The organism is Streptomyces aurantiaciflavus (assembly GCF_049808595.1).
Taxonomy (GTDB): Bacteria; Actinomycetota; Actinomycetes; order Streptomycetales; family Streptomycetaceae; genus Streptomyces.
In genome coordinates, this window is the sequence record NZ_JBNCAQ010000049.1 from 39,784 (window position 1) to 65,326 (window position 25,543).

Consider the following 25,543-nt stretch of genomic DNA (forward strand, 5'->3'; position numbering starts at 1 on the left):
GAGGGAATTGCTGGGGGCATGACAGATGACGCCAGAGTGAGTGGGCTGTCTGACGAGGAACGGCTGGCCCAGCTCGGTTACACGCAGGTTCTCGCCCGCCGCATGTCGGCGTTCTCCAACTACGCGGTCTCCTTCACGATCATCTCGGTGCTCTCGGGATGCCTGACGCTGTATTTGTTCGGCATGAACACCGGCGGCCCGGCGGTGATCACCTGGGGCTGGGTGGCCGTCGGGCTCATGACGCTGTTCGTCGGACTGTCGATGGCCGAGATCTGCTCGGCGTACCCGACGTCGGCCGGGCTCTACTTCTGGGCGCACCGGCTGGCGCCGCCCCGGAGCGCGGCCGCGTGGGCCTGGTTCACGGGCTGGTTCAACGTGCTCGGGCAGGTGGCGGTGACCGCCGGCATCGACTTCGGGGCCGCGTCCTTCCTCGGCGCGTACCTGAACCTCCAGTTCGACTTCGAGGTGACGCCCGAACGGACCATCCTGCTGTTCGCGGCGATCCTGCTGCTGCACGGCCTGCTCAACACCTTCGGCGTCCGCATCGTCGCCCTGCTGAACAGCGTGAGCGTGTGGTGGCACGTGCTGGGCGTCGCGGTCATCGTGGGCGCGCTCACCTTCGCCCCCGACAAGCACCAGTCCGCGTCCTTCGTCTTCGGCGAGTTCGTCAACAACACCGGCTGGGGCAGCGGGGTGTACGTGGTGCTGCTGGGCCTGCTGATGGCCCAGTACACCTTCACCGGCTACGACGCCTCCGCCCATATGACGGAGGAGACCCACGACGCGTCGACGGCCGGCCCGAAGGGCATCGTGCAGTCCATCTGGACGTCCTGGATCGCCGGCTTCGTCCTCCTCCTCGGCTTCACCTTCGCGATCCAGTCCTACGAGGGCGCCCTCACGTCCCCGACCGGCGCGCCGCCCGCCCAGATCCTCCTCGACGCGCTCGGCGCGACCGCGGGCAAGCTGCTCCTGCTCGTCGTCATCGGCGCCCAGCTCTTCTGCGGCATGGCGTCCGTGACGGCCAACAGCCGCATGATCTACGCCTTCTCCCGCGACGGCGCCCTGCCCTTCTCGCGTGTCTGGCACACGGTCAGCCCGCGCACCCGCACCCCCGTCGCGGCGGTCTGGCTGGCGGCCGGCGGCGCGCTGCTGCTGGGCCTGCCGTACCTGATCAATGTCACGGCGTACGCGGCGGTCACCTCCATCGCGGTGATCGGCCTCTACATCGCCTACGTCATCCCCACCCTGCTGCGCCTGCGCAAGGGCGAGGCCTTCGAACGGGGGCCGTGGCATCTGGGCCGGTGGTCGCGGGCGGTGGGGGTCGTGTCGGTCACCTGGGTGGCCGTGATCACGGTCCTCTTCATGCTGCCCCAGGTCTCCCCGGTGACCTGGGAGACCTTCAACTACGCCCCGATCGCCGTCCTCGTCGTCCTGGGCTTCGCCGCCGTCTGGTGGGTGGCCTCGGCCCGGCACTGGTTCCTCAATCCCGCGCACGAGAGGGCGGCCGTCCGGCAGGGGACGGCGGCGGAGGTGACGGCCGAAACGGCCGAAACGGCCGATCCGTGACCGATCTTCGTCCTCGGCAGGGCCGTGTCCCCGATACCCGATCGGAGACACGGCCTCGTCGGGCTATGCTCGGGGTGGCAACATCGCCTGGGCCCTTAGCTCAATTGGCAGAGCAGTGGACTTTTAATCCATTGGTTGTGGGTTCGAGTCCCACAGGGCCTACCGGTGGCGGGGCAGGAAAACACCCTCTGACCTGCTACGCAGCGCTCGGGTCGGCTTCGGTCGGCTCGGGCGCTGTGGCGTTTTCGGGGCTCTGCGCGGGATCAACCGCCCGTGGGCCGTCCGCGGGCGGCCAGCAGCGCGATGTCGTCCTCGCACAGGCTGTTCGTCAGATGGTCCAGGACGGTGTCGAGGAGGTTCTCCAGGGAGCCGTCCGCGGACAGGTTCAGGTTCGTGAGGGCTCGTACCGCCTCGTCGATGTCCGTGTTGCGCTGTTCCACCAGGCCGTCCGTGTAGAGGAGCAGTACGGCGCCCGGCTCGAATGCGAACGTTGTCATCTCGTAGTCGCCGAGCTCCGTGCCCATCGGGGGGCCGGCCGGGAGGGTCAGCACCTCCGTGCCGCCGCCCGAGCGGATGACGACGGGCGGCAGATGTCCGGCGCTGGCCGCCGTACAGGTGCCGGCCTGGGGATCGACCAGGACGAGGAGGCAGGTGGCGACGCGGTCGAGGCCGATGCGTGCGGCCCGGCGGTCCGCTTCGCGGAGCATCGCGTCGACGGGGAGACCGGCGGCGGCCACGGTGCGCAGGACGGAGCGGTACTGGCTCATGGCGACCGCGGCCTGGAAGCCGTGCCCCATCACGTCGCCCATGACCAGCAGGGTCCGGCAGTCCGGCAGGGCGATCGAGTCGTACCAGTCCCCGCCGACGAGGGCGCTGCGGCCGGAGGGCAGATAGCGGGTGGCCACCTCGACGCTGGGGTGGGGGCTGTCGGGCTCGGACAGCAGCGCCCGCTGGAGTTCCAGCGCCATGGTGTGCTCGTCGGAGTACCTGCGGGCGCTGTCGATGGAGGAGGCGGCGCGTGCGGCGACGCCCTGGGCGGTGAGGACGTCGTCCTCGGTGAAGGGGGTCGAGGTGCCGGCCCGCATGAGGATCACGACGCCGACACAGCGGCCGGCGGTGGGCAGCGGGACCATCAGCACGGAATGGACGCCGGCCGCTCGAATGATCTTCGCGCGGTCGGGGATCAGGGTTATTTTCTGGAGCAGTTCGTCCGTGGCCATGTTGCTCAGCCACGGCCGTCCGCTGTCGATGCAGCGCCGGGCGGTCGCGCCCCGTGGAAGGTCCAGATAGGGTTCCGGACCGCCCAGGCCGCGCAGATGCCACTGCAGCTCCGGCGGCGCCGAGAGCGCCATCTTCCGCAGGCGCAGCATTCCCGGGGCCGGCGGGGGCCCGGCCAGGAACTCCTCCTCGACGATGCCCACGGCGGCCACGTCGGCCAGGGACGGGGCGAGGAAGTCGGCGAGTTCGGCGCAGGTGGCCTCGACGTCGAGGGTGGTGCCGACGCGGGTGGCGGCGGCGTCCAGCAGGGCGAGTCGCTGGTGGGCGTTCTCCAGGTCGTCGAGGTACTGGCGCAGGTTGCTGACCTCCACGCAGATCCCGCACACCCCGATGGTCCGTCCGCGTGACTCCAGCCGGTGGAACACCGCGCGCCAGAGCCTGCGGCCCACGCGTGACGGGATCCGGGTGGTGCCCGTCAGCGTCACCTCGCGTGGCTGCCCGTCCGCCAGCACCTCGATCAGGATGTCGTCGGGGCTGTGGATGTCCGGCAGCACCTCGCCGATCTTCTTGCCGAGGAAGGCGGTGGCGGGCACCCCGGTGACGTGCACCCAGGCCGGGTTGACGTAGAGGTAGCGCAGGTACTCGTCGAGGATGATGACCGGGGCGGCCGTGCCCTCGACGATCCGGCGCAGAAATCCGCACTCACAGGCTCTCTCCGTCCCGTCGAGCAGGAGGTGCGGCAGCGTCATCCGCAGGCCCTCGGCCTGATCCTGGGGGAACAGCCACGGCGGCGGGAGTTGTTCAGCGTTCACCTGTTCTCTCCTGCTGTCCAGGCCGCATGGGTCCCTTTCCCATCGTGTGGGGTGGGGTGGGGTTGCGCATCTTCGCGCCGGACAGCTGAGGCGAGGGCCGCGCGATGGGTCGCGCGGGCCCTTCAGATGGTGGGTTCGCCCGCTTCGGGCGCCGCGCGGGGTGGCTGCTCGACGACGAAAGATCCTTTACCGCGCACGGTGACGATCAGACCGCGCTCGCGAAGTTCCTGTGCGGCTCGCCGTGCCGTAAGCCGCGCCACGCCGTACTCGTCGGCGAGGTGGTTCTCCGAGGGGATGGGCCTGTCCGGAGCCAGTTGCCCGGACGCGATCTTCTCGGCGATGACGTCGGCCAGCTGAACGTAGAGCGGTCGGCCTCGTCACCCCGCTCGACGGCACCGACTCCGCCCTCGTGCGCCCCTACCTCACCGTCGGCTTCGGGAGCGACCTCGACCGGCACCTCATCGGCGTGCAGGAGGCGGCTGCCTGATGGGCCGCGCAACCGATCCCGCGACGAACCCCCCACCCCGACTCCTGCCCTGGCCGTCTCTCGACGGCAAGCCCTGCTATCTCGTGACGGACGGCGGCGGTGGGTACCTGTCCCGCCTCGCCGACGACCTGGAGGCCATGCAGCTCACCATGGCCGCCGATGTGCTCGGCCTCGCCCGCAAGGTGCTGGACGACCCGATGTCGCCGTACACCGAGGTGCGGTACGCCGGCCTCCGCCTCGCCGAGTGTCTGACCGACGCCCTGCGGGTCGCGGAGTCCCGTGGAATGCGCCTGCCCGCACAGGACCCTGAGCCGCAGGCGCCTTGACTCGAACATAGCTATGTTCGTTCGATCAGAGTCATGGTAGAAATGCGCCCATGGGTGCAGCCAATCGCCTCGACCTGACCCTCCGCCTCGTCCAGGGCGCCGAAGGCCGTGTCTCCGTCGCCGAGTTGTCGCAGCGGCTCGGCGTGTCCGAGATGACTGTGCGCCGGGATCTCGACGCGCTGGAGAAGCAGGGGCTCGTGCGGCGGGTGCATGGTGGGGCCGTTGCTGGTCGGGCCCGGGAGGAGGGGGGTGGGTTCGAGGCGCGGGAGGGGTGGCAGGCGGCCACCAAGGATCGGCTCGGGGCGGCCGTCGCCGGGCTTGTCGAGCCGGGGGCGCGCGTGTTGCTCGACGCCGGGACCACGACCGTCCATGTCGCCGAACACCTCGCCGCGCGCGGGCCGTTGACCGTCGCCGTGCTCAGTCTGCAGGCGGCCGTACGGCTGGCCGACCGGCCCGGGATCGACCTGCTGGTCGTCGGCGGGCGGTCACGGCCGGGGGAGCGGTCCCTGGTGGGGCCGTTGGCGCTGCGGACTCTGGAGTCGCTCGCCTTCGACCTGTTCGTGATGTCCATCGGCGGGGTGCACGCCACGCACGGCTGGTCCGAGTTCTCCCTGGACGACGCCGCCGTGAAGCAGGCGGGACTCGGCCAGGCCGTCCGCACCGTCGCCGTGGCCGACGCGACCAAGCTGGGCGTCCGCGCGTTCAGCCAGGTCGCCCCGCTCGACGCCGTGCACACCTTCGTCACCGACGCCGCCGCGGCCGACCCCGTCACCCACCCCGGTGGCCCCCAGACCCTGGACGCCCTGCGCGAGGCGGGCGTCGAGACCCTGCTCGTCTGAGACCGGCTCAGGGATCCGACTCCCGAACCGACCCGAGCCGCCCGCAGTAACCGAGTACGCCCTCAGTAACCGAGTACACCTCGGCAACCGCACCGCACTTCGACAACCGAGCCCTCTCAAGGAGTGAGTGAGCCAGTGACCCGTCCTCCCCTGATGGTCCTCGTCGCCGGGCCGTACCGTTCCGGCACCGGTGACGACCCCGCCAAGCTCGCCGCGAACGTACGGGCCATGAACGAGGCCGCCCTCGCCCTGTTCCGGGCCGGGCACCTTCCCGTCACGGGCGAGGCGCTCGCGCTGCCCCTGCTGGAGACGGCCGGCAGCACCGCCCCCGGCGACCCGCTCTTCGAGGAACTCTTCCACCCCGTCGCCGAACGCCTGCTCGACCGCTGCGACGCGGTCCTGCGGATCGGCGGCCCCTCGGAGGGAGCCGACCGGATGGTGGCGCGGGCGCGGGCCCAGGGCAAGGACGTCCACACCGATCTCGCCGACCTCGGCGTCGTACCGGCCGGTGACCGCCGATGACGGAGCACACCGGTCCGGGCCGCCCGGGCATCGACCTCCCCGACGCGCGCGGCCGTACCGGACTCGACCGCCAGGGGCGCGACCTCACCGGCAACCCCCGCGTCCGCATCCACGACGTGGAGGTCCTCGCCTGCGACTGGTCCGTCCTGCGCCGCACCACCTTCGACTACCAGCACAGCGACGGCCACTGGAGCCGCGAGCGGCGCGAGACGTACGACCGCGGCGACGGCGCGACGATCCTGCTCTACGACCCCGAGCGGCGTACGGTCCTGCTGACCCGTCAGTTCCGGCTGCCCGCCTACGTCAACGGGCACCCCGACGGCATGCTGCTGGAGACGGCGGCCGGGCTGCTGGACGGCGACGACCCGCAGGCGGCGATCCGCCGCGAGGCCGAGGAGGAGACCGGCCGGACCGTCCACGAGGTCGAGCACGTCTTCGACGCCTACATGAGCCCCGGCTCGGTCACCGAACGCCTGAGCTTCTTCGCCGCGCCCTACGACGGGTCGGCCCCCGGCGCCGACACGGCCGGCGTCGCCGACGAGGGCGAGGACATCACCGTCGTGGAACTGCCCTTCACCGAGGCGCTCGCCCTGATCCGCACCGGCGAGATCGCCGACGCGAAGACCATCATGCTGCTCCAGTGGGCCGCGCTCGACGGCCCCTTCGGGCGCGAGTGACCAGCGGGGAGACGACGACGGGGATCCGCGGAGGCCTGAGGAGGCCTCAGCCCACGCTGAGCTCCGTCAGGTCCGCCAGTGGCAGCGTGTGCTGCGTCTGCAGGACCTTCGCGCGCAGGTAGCGCACGTTGTGCGGGGTGGTGAAGACGCCCGTGGGCACCCGGTCGTGCACGTCGATGTCCAGCCCGCGGAGCTGGTCGGCCTTGTCGGGGTTGTTGGACAGCAGGTCCAGGGCGGTGATGCCCAGGGCGCGCAGCATCTGGGCGGCGGCCGTGTAGTCCCGGTCGTCCTCCGGCAGGCCGAGGGCGGCGTTGGCCTCGTAGGTGTCCAGGCCCTGGTCCTGGAGGGCGTACGCGTCGAGCTTGTTGTAGAGACCGATGCCCCGGCCCTCCTGACGGAGGTAGAGCAGGACGCCGCCGCGGTCGGCGATGCGCTCGACGGCCTCGCGCAGCTGGGGGCCGCAGTCGCAACGGGCGGAGCCGAAGACGTCGCCGGTCAGGCACTCGGAGTGCAGCCGGACCAGGGGGACGGGGCCGGGGTCGCCGAGGACGACGGCCACGTGCTCCTGGCCGTCGACCAGGCCGTGGAAGGTGACGAGTTCGGCGTCGACGGAGTAGCCGTCGGCGAAGCGCAGCGGTACCCGGACGCGGGCACGCGGTGTGGCGGCGGGGGTGTCGGGCATGCGGGTCTCCGGGTCCAGGCGATCATCTCTGCTTCAGATTTGAAGCAGATCTACGAGTCGAGACCCTACCCTATGCTTTAAATTTGAAGCAACGGATTTGTGGCGCGCCTCATGCGGCTGCGGCCCACGGGGCGTGGCTCAGGGCGGCATGACTCGCGGGCGGCGTGGCCCATGGGCGGCATGGCTCATGAGCGGCGTGGCTCGTATGGGTTGCGACTCACGGGGTCACGGCTCGCGTGGTCGGCTTACGGAGGCGGGGCTCGCGTGATCGCGGCTCACGTGGTCGCGCCTCACGTGGGTCCCGAGCAGGGCGACGAGCGTCGGCGCCACGGGAGATCGTCGGGCGCGGCCTCGCTGTCGCCTCCCTGGAGTCCCTGTGTGACCTGCGTGAAGATCTCCTCCAGCTGCCTCACCTGCTCGGGCGTGAGCCGGTCGAAGAGGAAGGCGCGGACCGTCTCGACATGGCCGGGCGCCACGCGCTCCAGGACCGTCATGCCCTCGTCGGTCAGGACCGCGACGCTCCCGCGCTTGTCCCAGCGGCACTCCTCGCGCCGCAACAGCCCGTCCTTCTCGAGGCGGGTCACCGCATACGTCAGCCTGCTGCGGGTGATCTTCAGCCGCTCCGCGAGGTCGGTCATGCGCAGCCGTCGCTCCGGCCTCTCGGAGAGGGTGGCGAGGATGGAGTAATAGAGGTGAGGCATGCCGGCCTCCTGCTGGAGCTGCCGGTCGATGGCGTCCTCCAGGAGGAGGTATCCGGCGACGTACGCGCGCCAGGCGCGTTGCTCCTCGGGGGTGAGCCAGCGGGTCGTCATGCCACCAGTGTAGGTTTGTTTCAAACTTGAACCAAGAGCTGTCCCGGCCGGATACCGCTCGGCCAGGTTCCACGGAGAAAGGCCACCCGGCCGAGCCGCCGCCGACCCTGGCCCACCGCCGGCCCCAACCGCTGCCAGACCCGACCCGTCAGCCCCGACCGCCGACAGACCCGACCGCCGACAGACCCGACCCGCTTCCAGCCCCGACCCGCCGGCCCCGACCACCGACAGACTCAGCCCGCTGTCACGCCCAACCCGCCGCCAGACCCAGTCCGCCGCCAGAACCAGCCCGGGAGACCGCGCCGATGCCGTACCCGTACGTCCTGCTGTCCGCCGCCGTCTCCCTCGACGGCTACCTCGACGACACCGGCCCCGACCGCCTGCTGCTCTCCAGCCCCGCCGACTTCGACCGGGTCGACGAGGTGCGCGCCTCCGTCGACGCGATCCTGGTCGGCGCCGGCACCATCCGCGCCGACAACCCCCGGCTCCTGGTCAACTCGCCCGACCGCCGGGCGGCCCGCCTGGCCGCGGGCAAGCCGGAGTACCCCCTCAAGGTCACGGTCAGCGGCTCCGGCGAGCTGGACCCGGCGGCGAAGTTCTGGCACACGGGCGGCGAGAAGGTCGTGTACACGACCGACAGGGGCGCCGAACGCGCCCGCGCACTCGGCATCGCCGCCGACGTCGTCCCCCTGGGCCCCGGCCTCGACTGGCGACGACTCCTCGAACACCTTTACGACGTCCGGGGCGTACGGCGGCTCATGGTCGAGGGCGGCGGCACCATCCACACCCAGCTCCTGCAGGAGGGCCTCGCCGACGAACTCCAGCTCGTCCTGGCCCCCCTGTTCGTCGGCGAGCCGAACGCGCCCCGGCTCTTCGGTCCGGGCGGCTACCAGGGCGGACGGCTGCGGCTCGTCGAGACGCGCCGCATCGAGGACGTCGTCCTCATGCGCTACGAGCCCACCGCACCCGGCACCGGCCCGCTCCCCGCCGCCGCCGACCGGCACTGGCTGGCCCTCGCCTGCGAGCTGGCGGCCGCCTGCCCGCCCTCGCGGACCGCGTTCAGCGTGGGCGCGGTGGTGGTGGCCGCCGACGGGACGGAGCTGGCCCGCGGCCACTCCCGGGAGGCCGGCGACCCCGTCGTCCACGCCGAGGAGGCGGCTCTCGCGAAGATCGACCCCGCCGACCCCCGACTGCCCACCGCCACCGTCTTCACCAGCCTGGAACCCTGCACCCGGCGCTCCTCCCGCCCGGCGCCCTGCGCCCGCCTCATCCTCGACGCGGGTGTCCGCCGGGTCGTGACGGCCTGGCGGGAGCCGGACACCTTCGTCCACGCGGCCGACGGCACCGGGCTGCTGACGGCGGCGGGCGTGGACGTCGTCGTACTCCCGGACTACGAGGAGCAGGCCAAGGCACCCAACAGCCACCTGTTGTGAGCCCCCCGGGGGGGACCCCTGTGATCCGGTCGGTGTCCCCTCGGAGCCGGTCGGGACTCCCTTGTGAGCTGGTCGGGGACTCCCTCATGAGCTGGTCGGACAGCCCATGAATCAACCGTTGTGCTTCGTGTCCCACGCATGGCGTACACTGGTGTCATACCGACGCGGGGTGGAGCAGCTCGGTAGCTCGCTGGGCTCATAACCCAGAGGTCGCAGGTTCAAATCCTGTCCCCGCTACTCAAGGCCGAGGGCCGGAACCCGAATCAGGGTTCCGGCCCTCGGTGCGTTCATCCACTTCCCCGTACTTCCCCGTACTTCCCCGCATGTCTTCACCCTTGATCATCATCACGGCCGGTGACCGGGTGAGCGCCGTCCGCATAACATCTGAGTCACCATCAAAACCCGTGTGACCCCTGATGCGCCCCTGAGGTATCTCCTAGCGAAGGTCAACTCGCCCGTTTTTCACCGGACGTGGGACAAAAGTCCAGGCCAAAAATGTTGTTGATCAAGCGGAACGGCTTGGAATCCCGGGCCCGGGTCTATTAACGTTCGATAACGCAGCGCGGTCGTCCCAGCCGTCACAAGAGGCGGCTCCGTGCGCACGCGCCGAATCCCGTAAGGGAACCGGGGAACCACCACCTTGGGGTGAATCACGCGGAAGCCGCCGTGTAACAACGGCCGGTATACGCGCGTAGGAGACCTTCCCGCTCCGAACCCGTCAGCTAACCCGGTAGGCGACGGAAGGAAAGGAGTACGCCCGCGTGGCGTCCAACCGGCCTGCCCCAGAAGCCCCCAGCGCGCCCAGCCAGACCTTCGGCTACGGCAGCTACCGCACCGACGAGGGCCCCTGGGAGGAGTGGAACCCCACCGAGGAGTCCATTCGCCCGGTTCGCGGCCGGCACCGCGTCGCCAAGTCCAAGCAGCGCGGCGGACTCGCCCGCAGCTCCACCGTCCTCGGCGTAGGCGTCATAGCCGCCGTCGGCGGCGCGGGCATGGCCAGCGCCAACACCGGCAAGCCGCCGGTCTCCATCTCCATGCCGGACCTCCCCTCCGTGGGTTCCCTGATCTCGGACGAGGACACCCCCGAGGAGACGGCGCCCGCCCTCAGCACCTTCGGCACCTCCGTCGCCACGGACGACAGCACGGAGAGCGCCGCCGACGCCGGCGAGGCGCTGCGCAGCCGGATCATGGCGCAGGCCGAGTCGCAGCAGAGCCAGATCGAGGCCAAGGCCCTGGCCGCCGCCAAGGCCGCCGCGGCCAAGGCGGAGGCCGACGCGGCAGCCAAGGCCAAGCAGGAGGCGGAGGCCAAGGCCGCCGCCGCGAAGAAGAAGGCCGCCGAAGAGGCCGCGAAGAAGGCCGAGGCCGAGCGCCTCGCCGAGCTCGCCAAGCAGTACACGCTGCCGACCTCCTCGTACACCATCACCTCGACCTTCGGCCAGGCCGGCGCCTACTGGTCCTCCGGGTACCACACCGGCCTCGACTTCGCCGCCCCCACCGGCACCCTGATCAAGGCCGTGCACAGCGGCACCATCACCTCCGCAGGCTGGGACGGGTCGTACGGGTACAAGACCGTGCTCACCCTCGACGACGGCACCGAGATCTGGTTCGCCCACCAGTCCTCCATCAGCGTCAGCGTCGGCCAGAAGGTCTCCACCGGTGAGGTCATCGGCCGAGTCGGCGCCACCGGCAACGTCACCGGCGCCCACCTCCACCTGGAGGTCCACCCCGGCGGCAGCAGCTCCGGCATCGACCCGGGAGCCTGGCTGCGGGAGCACGGCGTGAACCCCTGAGTCTTCCGGGGAGTTTCCGGAGGTTCCCGGGGGTCGGTGAGGTCTCCCGCGTTCTCCCCGGACATTTCCCGGATGTTTGCGAACCCTTGGCCGGAGACGCGGAATGCGCGCCTCCGGCCAAGGCGTTGACGCAGAGCATGACTTCTCTGCGCAAGCTCGGTTCCTCCGACCTCGAGGTCTTCCCGCTCGCCCTCGGCGGCAACGTCTTCGGCTGGACCGCCGACGAGACGGCCACCTTCGCCGTCCTCGACGCCTACACGGCCGCCGGCGGCAACTTCGTCGACACCGCCGACTCCTACTCGGCCTGGGTCGACGGCAACAGCGGCGGCGAGTCCGAGACCCTGATCGGCAAGTGGGTGAAGGCGCGCGGCAACCGCGACGACGTCGTGATCGCCACGAAGGTCAGCCAGCACCCCGACTTCCAGGGGCTGAGCGCCACCAACATCAAGGCCGCTGCCGACGCCTCCCTGCGCCGCCTCGGCACCGACCACATCGACCTCTACTACACCCACTTCGACAAGCCCGAAGTGCCCGTCGAGGAGATCATCGGCGCCCTCGACGACCTGGTGAAGGCCGGCAAGGTCCGGCACATCGCCGCCTCCAACATCTCGCCCGAACGCCTGCGGGCCTCCCTGGACTTCTCCGACCGCGAGGGCCTCGCCCGGTACGTGGCCCTCCAGCCGCACTACAACCTGGTCTCCCGCGACACGTACGAAGGCGAACTCCAGGACGTCGCCGCCGCCTCGGGGCTCGCCGCCGTGCCGTACTTCTCGCTGGCGTCCGGCTTCCTCACCGGCAAGTACCGGCCCGGCACGACCGTGGACAGCGCACGGGCCGAGGGCGCTGCGAAACACCTGGAGACCGAGCGGGGCCAGAAGGTCCTCGCCGCCCTGGACGAGGTCGCCCGGGCCCACGACAGCGAGATCGCCACGGTCGCGCTGGCCTGGCTCGCGGCCCAGCCGACGATCGCCGCCCCGATCGCCTCCGCACGCACCGTGGAGCAACTGCCGGCACTGCTGGCGGTGGCCGAGCTGAACCTGACGGAGGCGGAGACCACACGGCTGACGCAGGCGTCGGCGTAACGCGGTCCGTAGGGGGTGGGGGGGCGGGGGGCCTTGGGCTCTCTATGGTCCTTAGTGGTCCTTCGGCTCCCTGCGGGGCCTAGTGGCCCTTGGGCCCCCGCGGGCCCTTAGTGGTCCCTGGGGCCCCTACGGGCTCCTAGTGGTCCTTTGACCCACTAGGGGCCCGTGATGCTTTGGTGCTCTTAGGGGCCCGGCCCTTCGGGGCCCTTCGGGTCCAGCCGGTGCCCTAAGAGTTGGACGGGTGGTTGGGATGCGGACTGTACCCGTACCCCGCGTACCCGGGCTGCGGCTGTGCCTGCGGCTGCGGCTGCGCATACGGATACGGCTGCGGATACAACTGCGCCCCCGCCGGATACCCGTGTCCGTACCCGTGGGCGTACCCGAGCCCGTACCCCTGCCCGTACACCCCGTAGACCGGCCAGGGCGGTGCGGCCACCGGTACCGGGGGTGCCGTCATCCGGGCCGCGTGGTCCAGCGCGGGGCGCGCGATGTCCTTGCGCCGCCACAGCTCGTTCAGCAACTCGCGTTCCCGTACGACGAAGTCGGCACCGGCGCGGCCGAGGCGTCCCCGGTGCCGCAGGAACGCGAGCGAGGTCGCGTAGGCCTCGTACTGCGCCACCTCCCGCGCGGCCGGCTTGCCCAGGTGCCGGCGGGCGTAGTCGCGGGCCAGCCGCCGGGCTCGCATCGAGCCGAGCGCGTACGGCTCCGCCGGGGTGAGCCAGCCCGCGGCGGCGTAGGCGGGCAGTTCCTCGCGCACGGTGCCCAGTTCGCGCTGGCGCGTCCACACCACCAGCCAGGTCAGCACCGCGAACGCGGGCACCATGAACGCCCCGTACACCGCGAAGAAGCCCCACTCGCCGAGGACCGACGAGCCGTTCCAGAGGGCGTGCATGGCCATCGCGAGGAGCAGGCCGGTCAGCGGGAGCAGGACGCGTCGTACGCGCTGACGGTCCCCGGAGAGCGCGGCGATGCCGAAGCCGATGCCGGTCAGGACCGTGAACAGGGGGTGCGCGAACGGGGACATGATGATGCGCACGAAGAAGGTCGCGGCGGTGACGGAGGCGATGCCGCTGTCGCCGGTGAGCTGGTCGGTGCCGAAGGCGGTGCCGAGGTAGAGGATGTTCTCGGTGAACGCGAAGCCGGTCGCGGTGATCCCGGCTATGACGACTCCGTCGACGATTCCGGTGAAGTCCCGCCTGCGGAAGAGGAAGACGAGCAGGACGGCCGCGGCTTTCGCGGACTCCTCGACGACCGGCGCTATGACGGTGGAGCCCAGGGTGTCCGCGCCTGCGGGGTCGGCGGTCGCCGTGGCGATCCATCTCGTGGCGAAGCTGTTGGCGACGATCGCGATCAGCGCCGCCGCGCAGGCGCCCCAGGCGAACGCGAACAGCAGGTTCCGCCAGGGGCCGGGCTCGACCCGGTCGAGCCACCGGAAGGCGGCGACGAGCAGCGGTACGGGGAAGACGGCGAGCCCGAGCCCGACCAGGAACCCCTGCGTGCCGGTCTGTTCCCGCACCAGCGCCAGAATGACGAGTCCGGAGAGCGCCAGCAGGGTGATCAGCGCGCCGTAACGGACCCACCTGTGCTGCCACCAGTGCGCGTGCCGGAGCACACCTCCCTCGGGTGTGCCGCCCGGCCGGGGCGGCTGCGGCGGGTGCGGTGGGTACGGGGGACTGATGGCCACGGCATCGACCCTAACGAGGGAGAGGACGGTGGTGGAGGGGGTCGGTTCGGTCAGCCGTGCTGTACGCGGCGGAAGAGCAGATCGTTCACCACATGACCCTTGTCCAGCCCCTGCCCCTCGAAACGGGTCAGCGGCCGGAACTCGGGCCGGGGCGCGAAACCGCCGTCCGCCTGCGTGTTCTCGAAGTCGGGGTGCGCGGTGAGCACCTCCAGCATCTGCTCCGCGTACGGCTCCCAGTCGGTCGCGCAGTGCACCAGCGCGCCCGGCTTCAGACGGGTCGCGGCGAGGCTGAGGAACTCCGGCTGGATCAGGCGGCGCTTGTGGTGCCGCTTCTTCGGCCAGGGGTCGGGGAAGTAGACGCGCAGCCCGTCGAGGGAGTCGGGGTCCAGCATCTCGCGCAGCAGAATGATGGCGTCGCCGTTGCCGACACGGATGTTGGTGAGTCCGTCGCGGTCGGCGAGGTTGAGCAGGTTCCCCTGGCCGGGCGTGTGCACGTCGACCGCGAGGACGTTGGTGCCGGGATCGGCGGCGGCCATCCGCGCGGTGGCCTCCCCCATCCCGAACCCGATCTCCAGGACGACGGGCCGGTCGTTGCCGAACAACTCGGCGAGATCGACATGCCGCCCATCGATGTCGAGCCCCCACTTCGGCCACAGCCGCTGCAACGCATCGGCCTGCCCCGCGGTCACCCGGCTGCGCCGCGGCTGGAAACTCCGAATCCGCCGCTCGAAGTGAGACCCGGCAGGATCAGCCTTGGGCCCATCGGGAAACCGCGGCTCCCCTTTGCCACGGACATGCCGGAGGGACTCGCCGGGGGCGGGTCGGGGGGCTTCGGGAGTGTTCACAGAATCAGACACAGTGGGCTCGATTTTACGCTGGGCGGGTGGGGGCCCTGGAGGGGTGCACTGGAGCCGGACGAGGCCAGGCGCGCGGAGCTGGGACCGCCGTCGTCGGTGGACCAGGTGCAGGGGACGGAGTCCCCGCCGGGGTTCGGGGCGGGGCCCCGGGGTTTTTCCACGCTCGCCTTTCCTCTCCCCGTCCACTCCCGCCCTCACAGCACCTCCAGCACCCCCAACGCCCTTCGAGCCACCTCCCGCCCGATCGGCAGAGACGCCGTCGCCGCAGGCGAAGGCGCGTTCAGCACATGAACCGCCCGCGCCCCTTCCCGTATCAGGAAGTCGTCCACCAGCCCCCCGTCCCGCAACACCGCCTGCGCCCGCACCCCGGCCGCCGCCGGCACCAGATCCTCTTCCTCCACCGCCGGCAGCAACCGGCGCACCGCGTCCACGAACGCCCCCTTGGACCACGACCGACGCAGCTCACCCAGCCCGTACCGCCAGTGCTGCCGCCCCATCCGCCACACCCCGGGCCACGCGGCCGTCGCCGCGACCTCCCGCGGTCGTACGACCCCCCACCCGTACCCCTCCCGCGCCAGCGCCGGCACCGCGTTGGGCCCGATGTGGACGCCCCCGTCGATCCCGCGCGTGAGATGCACCCCGAGGAAGGGGAACGCCGGATCGGGCACCGGATACACCAGCCCCCGCACCAGCTCGGGCCGGGCCAGCTCGTAGTACTCCCCCCGGAACGGCACGATCCGCGCCTCGGGCTCGTCCCCGGTCAGCCGGGCGATCTCGTCGCAGTACAGCCCGGCGCAGTTCACCAGCACCCGCCCCCGCACGACGTCCCCGCGCGCGGTACGGACGGCGACCCCCTGCTCCGGCCGCCGGTCGACCTGCACGATCTCCGCGCCGTACCGGATCTCCGCCCCGGACGCCTCGCCGAGCTGCCGGGCGACCGCCGTGAAGTCGCAGATGCCGGTCGTACGCACGTGTATCGCCGCGAGTCCGCGCACCTCGGGCTCGTACTCGGAGATCTGGGTGGGGCCCAGCTCCCGCACCGGAATCCCGTTCTCCCGGCCGCGCTGGACCAGCGCGTGCAGGCGGGGCAGCTCCGCCCGGTCCGTGGCGACGATCAGCTTGCCGGTGACGGCGTGCGGGATGCCGTACTCCGCGCAGAACTTGATCATCTCGGCGGCGCCCCGCACCGCGTACTCCGCCTTCAGCGAGCCCGGCCGGTAGTAGATCCCGCTGTGGATGACGCCGCTGTTGCGCCCCGTCTGGTGCCGGGCGGGTCCCGGCTCCTTCTCCAGCACCGTCACCCGTGTCCCCGGCGCGGCACGCGAAATCGCGTGCGCCGTCGACAGGCCGACGATCCCACCGCCGATCACCAGCACGTCGCAGTCGTAACCGATCGCCCGACCCTCGCGCACCTGCACCACCTCCCAGCCTCGATAGTGCACTGCGCCACTGACAATGCCTTGAAACCCGAGAGGTGTCCGCAGGCCCGGACGACCGGATCCGAGGATCAGGCCGGAGCCATCAGCAGCGGCCGCGCCCGCTCCCGCAGCTCCACCACCCGCGGCTCGTCGCCGTACGGCTCCAGGCGGTGCAGGAGGTCCTTGACGTACTCGGTGGTGCGGGCGGACGAGATGCGTCCGGCCACCTCCACCGCCCGCACACCCTGCTCGCAGGCCGCGTCCAGGTTGCCCGACTCGAGTTCGGCGACCGCCGAGACGACGAGCCTGAGCCCGTGCGAGCGCACGAACTCCTCCGTCGGCTGCGACAGCGCCTGCTCCGTGAAGCGCCGCACCTGGCGTGGTGCCTTCAGATCGCGGTAACACTCGGCGGCGTCGGCGGCGAAGCGGTCGTAGGAGTAGAAACCGAGCCAGGACGGGTCGTTGTCGCCGTCGCGGGCGCGCTCCAGCCAGCTCTCGGCGGCCTTGAGGGCTGCGCCGGCGGCCTGGGCGTCTCCCGCGCGCGCGTGGGCGCGTGCCTCGACCAGGCGGAAGAAGCTCATCGTGCGGGCCGTGGCCAGGCCGCGGTTGCGCTCCAGGGCGGCCTGCGCGAGGTCGACGCCCTCGTCGCCGAAGCCGCGGTACGTCGCCTGCAACGACATCGACGCCAGCACGTACCCCCCGAGCGGGACGTCCGCGGCCGCGCGCGCGAGGCGCAGCGCCTGGATGTAGTACCGCTGGGCGGCCTCCTGCTGGCCCGTGTCGAAGGCCATCCAGCCGGCGAGGCGGGTGAGTTCGGCGCTCGCCCCGAACAGGGCGCGCCCCACTTCGTCGGAGTACGAGCCGAGCAGCAGCGGCGCCGCCTCCACCCGCAGGCACTCCGGCACCATGGACGAACGCCAGTCGCCGCCTCCGTACTTGGAGTCCCAGCGCCTGGCGTCCTCCGCGGCCTCCCGCAGCTTCTGCACATCGCTGTGGCCGACTTTGAGCGGTGCGCCGGAGCCCTCCACGGTGTGGGCCTCGCGCGCCACCGAACTGTCGGCCGGGGTTATCAGCCACCGCGAGGCCGGCGTTGCGTACGCGCTTACTGCGAACGAACCGGCCAGCGACTGCCAGATGCCACCGGAGCCGGCCCGGCGGCCCGCGAGGTCGAGGCGGTACAGCTCCGTCGCCGAGCGCACGGCCTGGCCGACGTCTCTGGGGAAGGCGAGGCCCACTTCGGGCGCGGGGTCCGCGTCCGCGAGACCGATCTCGTGCAGCGGCACCGGACGGCCGAGCTTCTGGCCGATCGCGGCCGCGATGAGGTGCGGCGCGGCACCCTGCGGCACCATGCCCTTCGACACCCAGCGCGCCACGGACGTCTTGTCGTAGCGAAGAGTCAACCCACGTTGAGCGCCAAGATCGTTGACACGTCGCGCGAGTCCGGCGTTGCTGATTCCCGCGAGGGCGAGAACGGCGCCGAGCTTTTCGTTCGGCCCGCGTTGCTCCCTGGACATTGCGCCACCCCTCGACACAGACGGCTGCCGCGCTGGCATAACCACGCGGCATTCGTAAACCCAGCGTAGTTCGCCGCATCCCAAGCGTTAAGGGGCATTCTTCCGGATGGCGGGATTGTGGCCCGTGCGGAAGTACGGGCGCCAGTACGGTGCGTGGTGGCGTGCTCCCGCTGTGTGGCCGTGCGCCTGCGCGTGCGCTCTTCTCCGGCCATCGGGGGAGCGGTTCCATGGGCCGTGCGTGGGTCGGCCCGCTGTACTGGATCCAGTGGGCTGGGGGACACCGCCGCCACCATCCCCGCGGGCGGCGGAACGGTCCGGGGGGCGGTCTCCGCCTCCCGGGCCGGCGCGCAGGTCGAGGCGCGCGGCTGTGTACGGAGCGTGTGCGGGCCTGTCTCAACGACGGTTACGCGCGCCGGATTTGGCCGAAAATCGACCCTGTGTTCTGTGGGTGAATTCGCTTCCCACCATGGAAATCGACGGCGCGCGGGGTGTTTTGGGGGAGCGTACAGGGGGCGCATTCGCGTCGCGCATGCGGGGGTGCACGCGGTTGCGGGCGCCCCGTGCGCGTGAGTGCGCACGGTCCCGCAGGTCGGCGCGGGGGCGTTCAAGGGGGCGCACTCCGGGGATCTCAAGCGGCGCCACCTCCTTCTGCGACGCGTTCTTCGTGGCAGCATGTGAACCGTTCGTACGGTGCACTGGTTGTCCACAGCCTGTGGAGGCGTCGATGCGGTGGTTGGTGGGATGGAGCAGCACCGCCGCGGGCGCCGTCGGCCCCGGCGTCGGAGCGGGGGGCTACGGCGGCCCCGGCGCGTACGCCGGCGAGGACGGCGGGCGGATCGGCTACGACGGCGAGACGCTGCAGCCCGTGGGCTCCCAACTCCTGTGGGGCGACCCGGATCCCCTGTGGGCGGTCGGCGACTGGCGGCCCGACGAGGTGCGGGTGGTGAACGCCGACGCCCAGACCCGGATCGCCGTTCTCGGCACGTGCGGAGCGACGGACGAGCAGCTGCGCGTCGGGCTGTTCGCCGCGCGCGGAGGCGCACTTCGGCACCTGACGGCCTGGCCGGGCAGCTACACCGCGATCGTCCAGGTCGGCCGCCGCATCACCGTCTGCGGCGACCTGGCGGGCGCGCGCCCGGTGTTCTACACCCCCTGGGACGGCGGCACGGCGTACGCGACGGCCGCGCTGCCGCTGGCCGACCTCATCGAGGCCAACCTCGACTTCGGCCACCTGGCGGCTCTCCTCGCCGCCCCCGACGTACCGGCCGCGGTGCACGACTCCACCCCGTACGACGGCGTGCGGCGCATTCCGCCGGGGCACGCGCTGATCCTGCGCGCCGGGGCGCGCGAGATCGCCGGGTACGAGCCGGTCGCCTCCCTCGCCGTGGCGGCGGCGCCCGCCGACCCGGACAGCGCGGTCGACGCCGTGCGCGACGCCCTCGTCGAGGCGGTACGCGCGCGTATGTCCGCGCCGCGCCACGTCCCCGACATCGACCCCGGACCCGTGCCCGGCATGGGCCCCGCCGAACGGCGTGCCGCGCGCGGGATGCCGGTCCCGGGCATCGGGGCCGACCTGTCCGGCGGCCCCGCATCCGGCACGCTGGCACTGCTGGCGGCGGGCCTGCCCGGCAGACCGGGCACGCTCCTGGGACACGGCACGGGCGCCGGCGAACGCCTGCTGGCCGTCACCTTCAACGACCTGGCCGTCGGCGGCCACGAGGAGGAACGGGAGCGGGCCGGCACCCTCGCGGCCAACCCGCGCCTGCACCACGTGGTCGTGACCGGCGGCGACGAGACCCTGCCGTACGCCGATCTGGACGGCCCCCTGACCGACGAACCCGGCCCGAGCCTGGTGACGGCCGCCCGGCACCGCGCGCGCCTCGCCGCGGGCAGCGCGGACCACTTCACCGGCTACGGCGCCCGCCAGGTCCTCGACGCCCACCCGGCCCGCCTGGCCGACCTGTTGATGGACCGCAAACGGCGCCATCTCGTCCGTCCCGTCGCCGCACTGACGAAGGCCGACGGCTCCGTGCTCGTCCCCGCGCGCGTGTACGGCGCCGCCCGCCGGCTGGCCCGTACGCCGTACCGGGCGGGCGTGGAGGGACTCGCCGAACGGCTCCTGCACCGCCGTTTCGACGACCCCGCCGGCGCCGCCGGTGCCGTGGGCGCCTCCTTGGCGGCCCTCGTCTGGGGCGGCCCCGGCCCGGCCGCCCGCTGGCTCACCGGAGAGGCGCTGGCCGAAGTGTCGGTTCGGCTGCAGGGGATGGCGCACCGCACCGGCGTGGGCCCCGGCCAGCGTCCCGGCGACTATCGCGCGCGTGCCGCCCTCGCCCGTCATGCCGCGGACCTGCGCGTCCTGGAGCAGGCCGCGGAGATCCGCTCCCAGCGCCTGCACACGCCCTTTCTCGACAACCAGGTCGTCCGCGCCTGCCGTGCGCTCCCCGAGACCCTTCGCGTGCAACCGGGGGCGCGCGCCGCGATCCTGCGCACCGTCCTGAAGAGCTCCGGAGTGGCCGACCTCCCGCCCGGCTGGGGCGCCCCCTCCCAGGCCTCCACCACCGCCGCGGCCCGCGCGGGCCTCCGCATGGCCGCCGATCCCCTCCTCGCCCTCTTCGACGCGCCCCTCCTGGCGGAAGCGGGCCTGATCGAGGCCCGTGTCGTCCGCAAGGCCCTCCGCTCCGCGGCCGCGGGCGAACCCCTCCCCCTCGACGGCCTCGCCGACCTCATCTCCCTGGAACTGTGGCTCCGCCGCCTCCTGTCCCGCCGGGGAACCTGCTGGACAGGCACCCCGGCACGCGCGCGTGCGGTACCAGCGGGGATCGCACCGCAGAGACGGGCGGTGTCTTCCGGGGGCTGAAGGGCGCACCTGCGGTGCGTCGAGCCGCGCGGTCCGCCTCCAGCCCCGACCTTCGTCCCGGCCGAACCCTCCGGCCCGCAAACCGAATCCCCTGGCACGGACAGCACCGGCGACAATGACCCCGTGCGGTACAGAATCCTGGGCGTCACCCAGACAGAGGACGAACACGGCACCCCCATACCCCTCCCCGGTGCCCGCCTCCGCACCCTCCTCACCGCCCTGGCCCTGCGCCCCGGCCGCCCCATCCCCGCGGAAACCCTCATCCACGAGGTCTGGTCCGACTTCCCGCCCCAGGACGCGCCGGCCGCCCTCCAGGCCCTCATCGGCCGCCTCCGCCGTACCGTCGGCAAGGACACCGTCACCTCCGCCCCGGGCGGTTACCGGCTCGCGGCGACCGAGGACGACGTCGACCTCTTCGTCTTCGAGCGGCTCGTACGACAGGCCGCCGCGGCCCTGGGGAACGGCGAACCGGGCGCCGCCTCGCGCGCCGTGGACGAGGCCCTCGCCCTGTGGCGTGGCCCCGCCCTCGCCGACCTCCCCGACCGCACCGCCGCCGCCCGCCCGGAGGCCCTGCGCCTGGAGGCCTCCCGGACCCGCGCCGAGGCGGACCTCCTGCTCGGCCGCGCCCGTGAAGCCGTACCGCGGCTGAGGGAACTGACGTCGCAGCACCCGTACGACGAGCCGCTGCACGCCCTCCTCATCCGCGCCCTGCGCGAGGCGGGCCGCGACGCCGACGCCCTCGCCGCGTACGAATCAGCCCGCCGCACCCTCGCCGACGGCCTCGGCACGGATCCGGGCCCGGAACTACGCGCCCTGCACACCGAGTTGCTCAACCGCCCGGCTCCGACCCACCGGCCGGCGCCCCCCACCCCGCCGCAGCGCCCCGACCGCACCGGCAACATCCGTCCGCGTCTTACCTCTTTCGTGGGCCGGGAACCCGAGCTCGACGCCATCCGTTCCGAAATGCACAGGGCCCGTCTCGTCACCCTCACCGGACCGGGCGGCTCTGGAAAGACCCGCCTCGCCGAGGAAGCCGCCGCCGGGCTCCCACAGGCGTGGCTGGTCGAGCTGGCGCCGCTCGACCGGCCGGAGGCGGTGCCGGGCGCGGTGGTCAGTGCCCTCGGTCTGCGCGAGACCGTCCTGATGACCACCGAGCAGGCGACCCTGCAGGACGACCCGGTCGCCCTGCTCGTCGAGTACTGCGCTCCACGCAGCCAACTTTTGATCCTTGACAACTGCGAACATGTCATCGGCGCGGCCGCCACCCTCGCCGAGACCCTCCTCACCCGCTGTCCAGGGCTCACGATCCTCGCCACCAGCCGTGAACCCCTGGGCGTCCCCGGCGAGTCGGTCCGCCCGGTCGAACCCCTCATCCCCGACCAGGCGCGCCGTCTCTTCACCGAGCGCGCGGCCACCGTCCGTCCCGACGCGGCCACCGTGCTCCAGGACGAGGAAGCGGTGGCGGAGATCTGCCGGCGGCTGGACGGGCTGCCGCTCGCCATCGAGCTGGCGGCGGCCCGGCTCCGGCTGCTCACGCCGCGTCAGATCGCCGACCGCCTCGACGACCGCTTCCGCCTCCTCACCTCCGGCAGCCGCACGGCCCTGCCCCGCCAGCAGACCCTGCGTGCCGTCGTCGACTGGTCCTGGGACCTGCTCGACGAGCCGGAGCGGACGGTGCTGCGCGAGCTGTCCGTGTTCGCGGGCGGCTGGGACCTCGAGGCCGCCGAGGCCGTGTGCACCGGCCCGGTCGCGGACCTCGTCGGAGCGCTCGTCGACAAGTCCCTCGTCGTCGCGGCTCCCTGTGAGCGGGACGGCAGCGACGGCATGCGCTACCGCATGCTGGAGACGATCCACGAGTACGCCACCGAGCGCGCCGCCGAGGTCCCCGAGGCGCGCGCGGCGGCCGAGCGACGGCACCGCGCGTGGGTGCGCGCGTTCGTCGAGCGGGCCGACCCCCTGCTGCGGTCCGCCGAGCAACTCCCTTGGATCTCCCGCCTGGAGACCGAGCTGGACAACATCCGGGTGGCGATCCAGCGCGCCCTCACCATCGGCGACGAGACCGAGGCAGCCGCCCTCTGCCTCGCCATGGGCTGGTTCTGGTGGCTGCGCAACTACCGCCACGAGGGCGCCGAATGGACCGACCGCACCCTGCGTCTGGGCGCGGCCCTGGACAGGCTCCAGCCCACATCGACGGCTCGCTCCTCTCCGGCGGACGCTCTCACCTCGGCGGACGTCTCGACGCCGACAGCCACCCGACTCCCTACGGACACCCGAATCCCGACGGACAGCCCCAACCCGCCGCACACCCCCAGCCCTACGCACACCCCCAGCCCGACGGACAACCCAAACCCAGCGGACACCCCCAACCCGCCGCACACCCCCACCCCGGCAGACACCTCCACCGCCTCCCCGACCCTCACCTGCCGCTCCCTCACCGTCCCCGCCGACCTCATCGCCCGCATGGCCGCCGTCGACCCCGTGGACGCCTTCCTCGCCGCTCCCGACGGTGAGGAGACCCACCCACGGCACGCCCAGCGGATGAACCTGCGGATGCTGCACCTGTTCCTGCTGTCCGAGTCCGAGCCGACGGGCCTGGCATCGGATCCGCGCCATCAGCGCTACCTCCGGCGTCTGCGCGCCCGCTACGAGCGGGGTGGCCCGGAGGCGGCCCGGATGCCCGGACTGGCCTGGCCGCTGATGACGGCCTTCCAGAGGCGCGACACCGTGGACGCGCGGGGGGTCCTGGACAGGGCCGTCGCCAACTGCCGTACCCACGGCGGTGACTGGGAGCTCGGCTGCATCCTGATGTTCCGTACGCACTCGGTCGTCGACTCGCCGGGCGGGATGCTGGGTGTGGACGACGATCTGGCGGAGCTGCGCGTGCTCAGCGTGCGCGTGGGCGACCGGTGGATGCGGGCCCAGGTGTGCAGCGCGGCCGGCGAGGCGGCGATGGCGCGCGGCCGCCTCACGGAGGCCGAGCGGGAGTACCGGGAGGCGCTGCGGCTCGCCTACGAGGTCGGCGCGTACACCGAGTCGCCGTTCCTGCTCGCCCGGCTCGCGGAGATCGCCTACCGCTCGGGCGACATCGAAGGTGCGCTGGCCATGCTGGAGGAGGCGGACACCGCGGCCGACCGGTACGGCGTGGCGGACGCCCGGGCGTTCGTGTTCCTGCTGCGCGCCTTCATCGCGCTGCACGAGGGCGATGTCACCCGGGCGCGTGCGTTGTGCGCGGCGACGAGCGCGGCGATAGCGAAGGGCACACCACCGCCGCAGTTCACCGCGGCGCTGGGCATGTTCGACGCGGAACTGACGGCCGCCGAGTCCGGCCCGGAGCTGGCTCTGCCGATGCTCGCCGAGACCCTGCGGCAGGCGGTGGCCGACCAGTGCGCCGAGGCGGTCACCTCCTCGATCCTGGACGCCGCGGCGAACCACCTGGCCGGCCTCCAGGATTTCTCCCGCGCGGCCCGCCTTCTCGCGGCCGCCGACGCGCTGCGCGGCACCCACCCGCGACCGGCCCCGGAACACAGCGAGGCCGAGCGCACGGACGCGGCCGCCCGCGAGGCCCTGGGCCCCGAGCAGTACGAGACCGAGCGCACCCGGGGCTCGTTCCTGACGCTGACCGACGTCCTGCAGGAGCTGACAGCGGCCGCGCACGCCCACCCCGCCGCACCGCACAGGGAACCCTAGGGATCATCGCTCCCTTCAGGGCCGTCCGGCGGATCATGCCGCAGACGCGGGGTCGGCACGCCCTCCCCCACTCGCGGGGTCGCCGCACTGGCGTTGTCGGCGGTTGCCGGCTCCGCGTCGACGCCCTGCTCCTGCGACCTGCTCCGCCCGGCAGCCCCTAGTCTCCTGAGTCAGGAATTCTGTTCAGATGTGTAGGGTTGTGGGGTGGCGCGTACTGGGCGGCCGAAGGCCGAGTTGATCCTGTCGGATGAGGAACGGGCTGCGCTGGAGGGATGGGTGCGGCGCCGTTCCACGCCGCAGGCGTGGGCTCTGCGCTGCCGGATCATCCTGGCCTGCTCTACCGGCGCGTCCAACAAGGACGTGGCAGCGCAACTCGGCTCGACACCGCATGCGGTGGGCAGGTGGCGGGCGCGGTTCGTCGAGCACCGGATCGCGGGCCTGGGCGACATGCCGCGCTCGGGCGGGCCCAGGACGGTGACCGACGAACAGGTCGCCGCGGTGGTCACCAAAACGCTGGAGAGCACGCCGAAGAACGCCACGCACTGGTCGACGAGGGCGATGGCCAAGGAGTTGGGCATGTCGCAGTCGACCGTCTCGCGGATCTGGCGAGCCTTCGGCCTGCAGCCACACCGCTCGGAGACGTTCAAGCTGTCGACCGACCCGTACTTCGTCGACAAGGTCCACGACGTCGTCGGCCTGTATCTGGACCCGCCCGAGCGGGCCCTGGTGTTCTGCGTGGACGAGAAGTCGCAGATCCAGGCACTGGACCGCTCCCAGCCGGTGCTGCCGATGATGCCGGGTGTTCCCCAACGGGTCACTCACGACTACGTGCGGGCGGGAACCACGACGCTGTTCGCGGCCCTGGAGGTGGCCACGGGGAAAGTCATCGGCTCCCTCCACCGCCGGCACCGGGCCGAGGAGTTCAAGAAGTTCCTCATCAAGCTGGACCGAGAGATACCGCAGGGCCTGGACGTGCACCTCGTGCTGGACAACTACGCCACCCACAAGACCCCGGCCATCAAGACCTGGCTCCTGGCCCACCCCCGCTTCCACCTGCACTTCACACCCACCGGCTCGTCATGGCTGAACCTGGTCGAGCGGTGGTTCGCGGAGCTGACCAACAAGCAGATACGACGAGGCGTCCACAAGACCGTCCACGCGCTGGAGAAGGACATCCGCAGCTGGATCGCCATGTGGAACACCGATCCCAAGCCCTACGTCTGGACGAAGACCGCGGACGAAATCCTCGAACGCCTCGCCAGTTATCTGAACAGAATTCC

General features: G+C 72.0%; 19 protein-coding genes, 2 tRNA genes and 1 riboswitch. Of the genes, 13 read left to right on the forward strand and 8 right to left on the reverse strand.

The window, feature by feature from the left end:
* Positions 1-18 precede the first annotated feature (18 nt).
* Positions 19-1,566 (forward strand): amino acid permease, encoded by a 1,548-nt coding sequence (locus ACPT94_RS38355; protein WP_360342853.1) that lies wholly within the window; start codon positions 19-21, stop codon positions 1,564-1,566.
* 89 nt (positions 1,567-1,655) lie between these two features.
* Positions 1,656-1,728 (forward strand) — tRNA-Lys (locus ACPT94_RS38360).
* A gap of 101 nt (positions 1,729-1,829) precedes the next feature.
* On the opposite strand, the gene ACPT94_RS38365 is transcribed toward ACPT94_RS38360, so the two are convergent.
* Entirely contained in the window at positions 1,830-3,596 is a 1,767-nt protein-coding gene (locus tag ACPT94_RS38365) for a SpoIIE family protein phosphatase (RefSeq protein WP_360342850.1), read from the reverse strand.
* Between the two features lie 122 nt (positions 3,597-3,718).
* Positions 3,719-3,949 carry a GntR family transcriptional regulator gene (locus ACPT94_RS38370; protein ID WP_425247925.1) on the reverse strand — a complete coding sequence of 77 codons (231 nt, stop codon included), beginning with the start codon at positions 3,947-3,949 and terminating at the stop codon, positions 3,719-3,721.
* Positions 3,950-4,082: 133 nt separating this feature from the next.
* Between ACPT94_RS38370 and ACPT94_RS38375 the strand changes: the two genes are divergently transcribed.
* The 4 genes from ACPT94_RS38375 to ACPT94_RS38390 all read left to right on the forward strand — a co-directional run bounded on the left by ACPT94_RS38375 (position 4,083) and on the right by ACPT94_RS38390 (position 6,447).
* Complete coding sequence (locus ACPT94_RS38375; protein ID WP_360342847.1) at positions 4,083-4,409, forward strand: hypothetical protein; 327 nt, start codon at positions 4,083-4,085, stop codon at positions 4,407-4,409.
* Between the two features lie 50 nt (positions 4,410-4,459).
* Entirely contained in the window at positions 4,460-5,248 is a 789-nt protein-coding gene (locus ACPT94_RS38380) for a DeoR/GlpR family DNA-binding transcription regulator (protein ID WP_360342844.1), read from the forward strand.
* Between the two features lie 153 nt (positions 5,249-5,401).
* Positions 5,402-5,770 (forward strand): DUF4406 domain-containing protein, encoded by a 369-nt coding sequence (locus tag ACPT94_RS38385; RefSeq protein ID WP_360343091.1) that lies wholly within the window; start codon positions 5,402-5,404, stop codon positions 5,768-5,770.
* Complete coding sequence (locus ACPT94_RS38390) at positions 5,767-6,447, forward strand: NUDIX domain-containing protein (protein ID WP_425247916.1); 681 nt, start codon at positions 5,767-5,769, stop codon at positions 6,445-6,447. Before ACPT94_RS38385 ends, ACPT94_RS38390 begins: the two co-directional genes overlap by 4 nt.
* A 46-nt stretch (positions 6,448-6,493) precedes the next feature.
* On the opposite strand, the gene ACPT94_RS38395 is transcribed toward ACPT94_RS38390, so the two are convergent.
* The gene (locus tag ACPT94_RS38395) at positions 6,494-7,129 is read right to left on the reverse strand and encodes a GTP cyclohydrolase II (RefSeq protein WP_360342838.1); all 636 of its coding nucleotides are present in this window, start codon (positions 7,127-7,129) and stop codon (positions 6,494-6,496) included.
* Positions 7,130-7,419: 290 nt separating this feature from the next.
* Positions 7,420-7,941, reverse strand: coding sequence for a MarR family winged helix-turn-helix transcriptional regulator (locus ACPT94_RS38400; RefSeq protein WP_360342835.1), 522 nt, complete (start codon positions 7,939-7,941; stop codon positions 7,420-7,422).
* A 305-nt stretch (positions 7,942-8,246) separates the two neighbouring features.
* Here ACPT94_RS38400 and ACPT94_RS38405 point away from each other — a divergent pair, with 305 nt between their 5' ends.
* From ACPT94_RS38405 to ACPT94_RS38420, 4 genes are all read left to right on the forward strand, one after another.
* Positions 8,247-9,374 carry a dihydrofolate reductase family protein gene (locus ACPT94_RS38405; RefSeq protein ID WP_425247917.1) on the forward strand — a complete coding sequence of 376 codons (1,128 nt, stop codon included), beginning with the start codon at positions 8,247-8,249 and terminating at the stop codon, positions 9,372-9,374.
* A gap of 163 nt (positions 9,375-9,537) precedes the next feature.
* Positions 9,538-9,611 (forward strand) — tRNA-Met (locus tag ACPT94_RS38410).
* A gap of 357 nt (positions 9,612-9,968) precedes the next feature.
* A riboswitch (cyclic di-AMP (ydaO/yuaA leader) is annotated at positions 9,969-10,126 on the forward strand.
* Between the two features lie 9 nt (positions 10,127-10,135).
* A complete protein-coding gene (locus ACPT94_RS38415) occupies positions 10,136-11,164 on the forward strand; it encodes a M23 family metallopeptidase (protein ID WP_425247918.1) in 1,029 nt (342 codons plus the stop codon).
* Between the two features lie 137 nt (positions 11,165-11,301).
* A complete protein-coding gene (locus tag ACPT94_RS38420; protein ID WP_425247919.1) occupies positions 11,302-12,246 on the forward strand; it encodes an aldo/keto reductase in 945 nt (314 codons plus the stop codon).
* Between the two features lie 226 nt (positions 12,247-12,472).
* Here ACPT94_RS38420 and ACPT94_RS38425 read toward each other — a convergent pair whose 3' ends face one another.
* The 4 genes from ACPT94_RS38425 to ACPT94_RS38440 form a co-directional block, all read right to left on the reverse strand.
* Positions 12,473-13,930 (reverse strand): PrsW family intramembrane metalloprotease, encoded by a 1,458-nt coding sequence (locus ACPT94_RS38425; RefSeq protein WP_425247920.1) that lies wholly within the window; start codon positions 13,928-13,930, stop codon positions 12,473-12,475.
* Between the two features lie 50 nt (positions 13,931-13,980).
* Positions 13,981-14,787, reverse strand: a complete 807-nt coding sequence (gene trmB / locus ACPT94_RS38430; protein WP_360342823.1) for a tRNA (guanosine(46)-N7)-methyltransferase TrmB — start codon at positions 14,785-14,787, stop codon at positions 13,981-13,983.
* Positions 14,788-14,981: 194 nt separating this feature from the next.
* Positions 14,982-16,229: an L-2-hydroxyglutarate oxidase gene (gene lhgO, locus ACPT94_RS38435; protein ID WP_425247921.1), complete on the reverse strand. Its 1,248-nt coding sequence runs from the start codon at positions 16,227-16,229 to the stop codon at positions 14,982-14,984.
* 65 nt (positions 16,230-16,294) lie between these two features.
* Complete coding sequence (locus tag ACPT94_RS38440) at positions 16,295-17,719, reverse strand: NsdA family TPR-like regulatory protein (RefSeq protein ID WP_189931946.1); 1,425 nt, start codon at positions 17,717-17,719, stop codon at positions 16,295-16,297.
* Between the two features lie 724 nt (positions 17,720-18,443).
* On the opposite strand from ACPT94_RS38440, the gene ACPT94_RS38445 reads away from it, so the two are divergent.
* The 3 genes from ACPT94_RS38445 to ACPT94_RS38455 all read left to right on the forward strand — a co-directional run.
* Complete coding sequence (locus ACPT94_RS38445) at positions 18,444-20,576, forward strand: asparagine synthase-related protein (protein WP_425247922.1); 2,133 nt, start codon at positions 18,444-18,446, stop codon at positions 20,574-20,576.
* A gap of 123 nt (positions 20,577-20,699) precedes the next feature.
* A complete protein-coding gene (locus ACPT94_RS38450) occupies positions 20,700-24,263 on the forward strand; it encodes an ATP-binding protein (protein ID WP_425247923.1) in 3,564 nt (1,187 codons plus the stop codon).
* Between the two features lie 204 nt (positions 24,264-24,467).
* Positions 24,468-25,543 (forward strand): IS630 family transposase (locus ACPT94_RS38455; protein WP_425247229.1); only part of this gene is annotated, 1,076 nt, incomplete at its 3' end.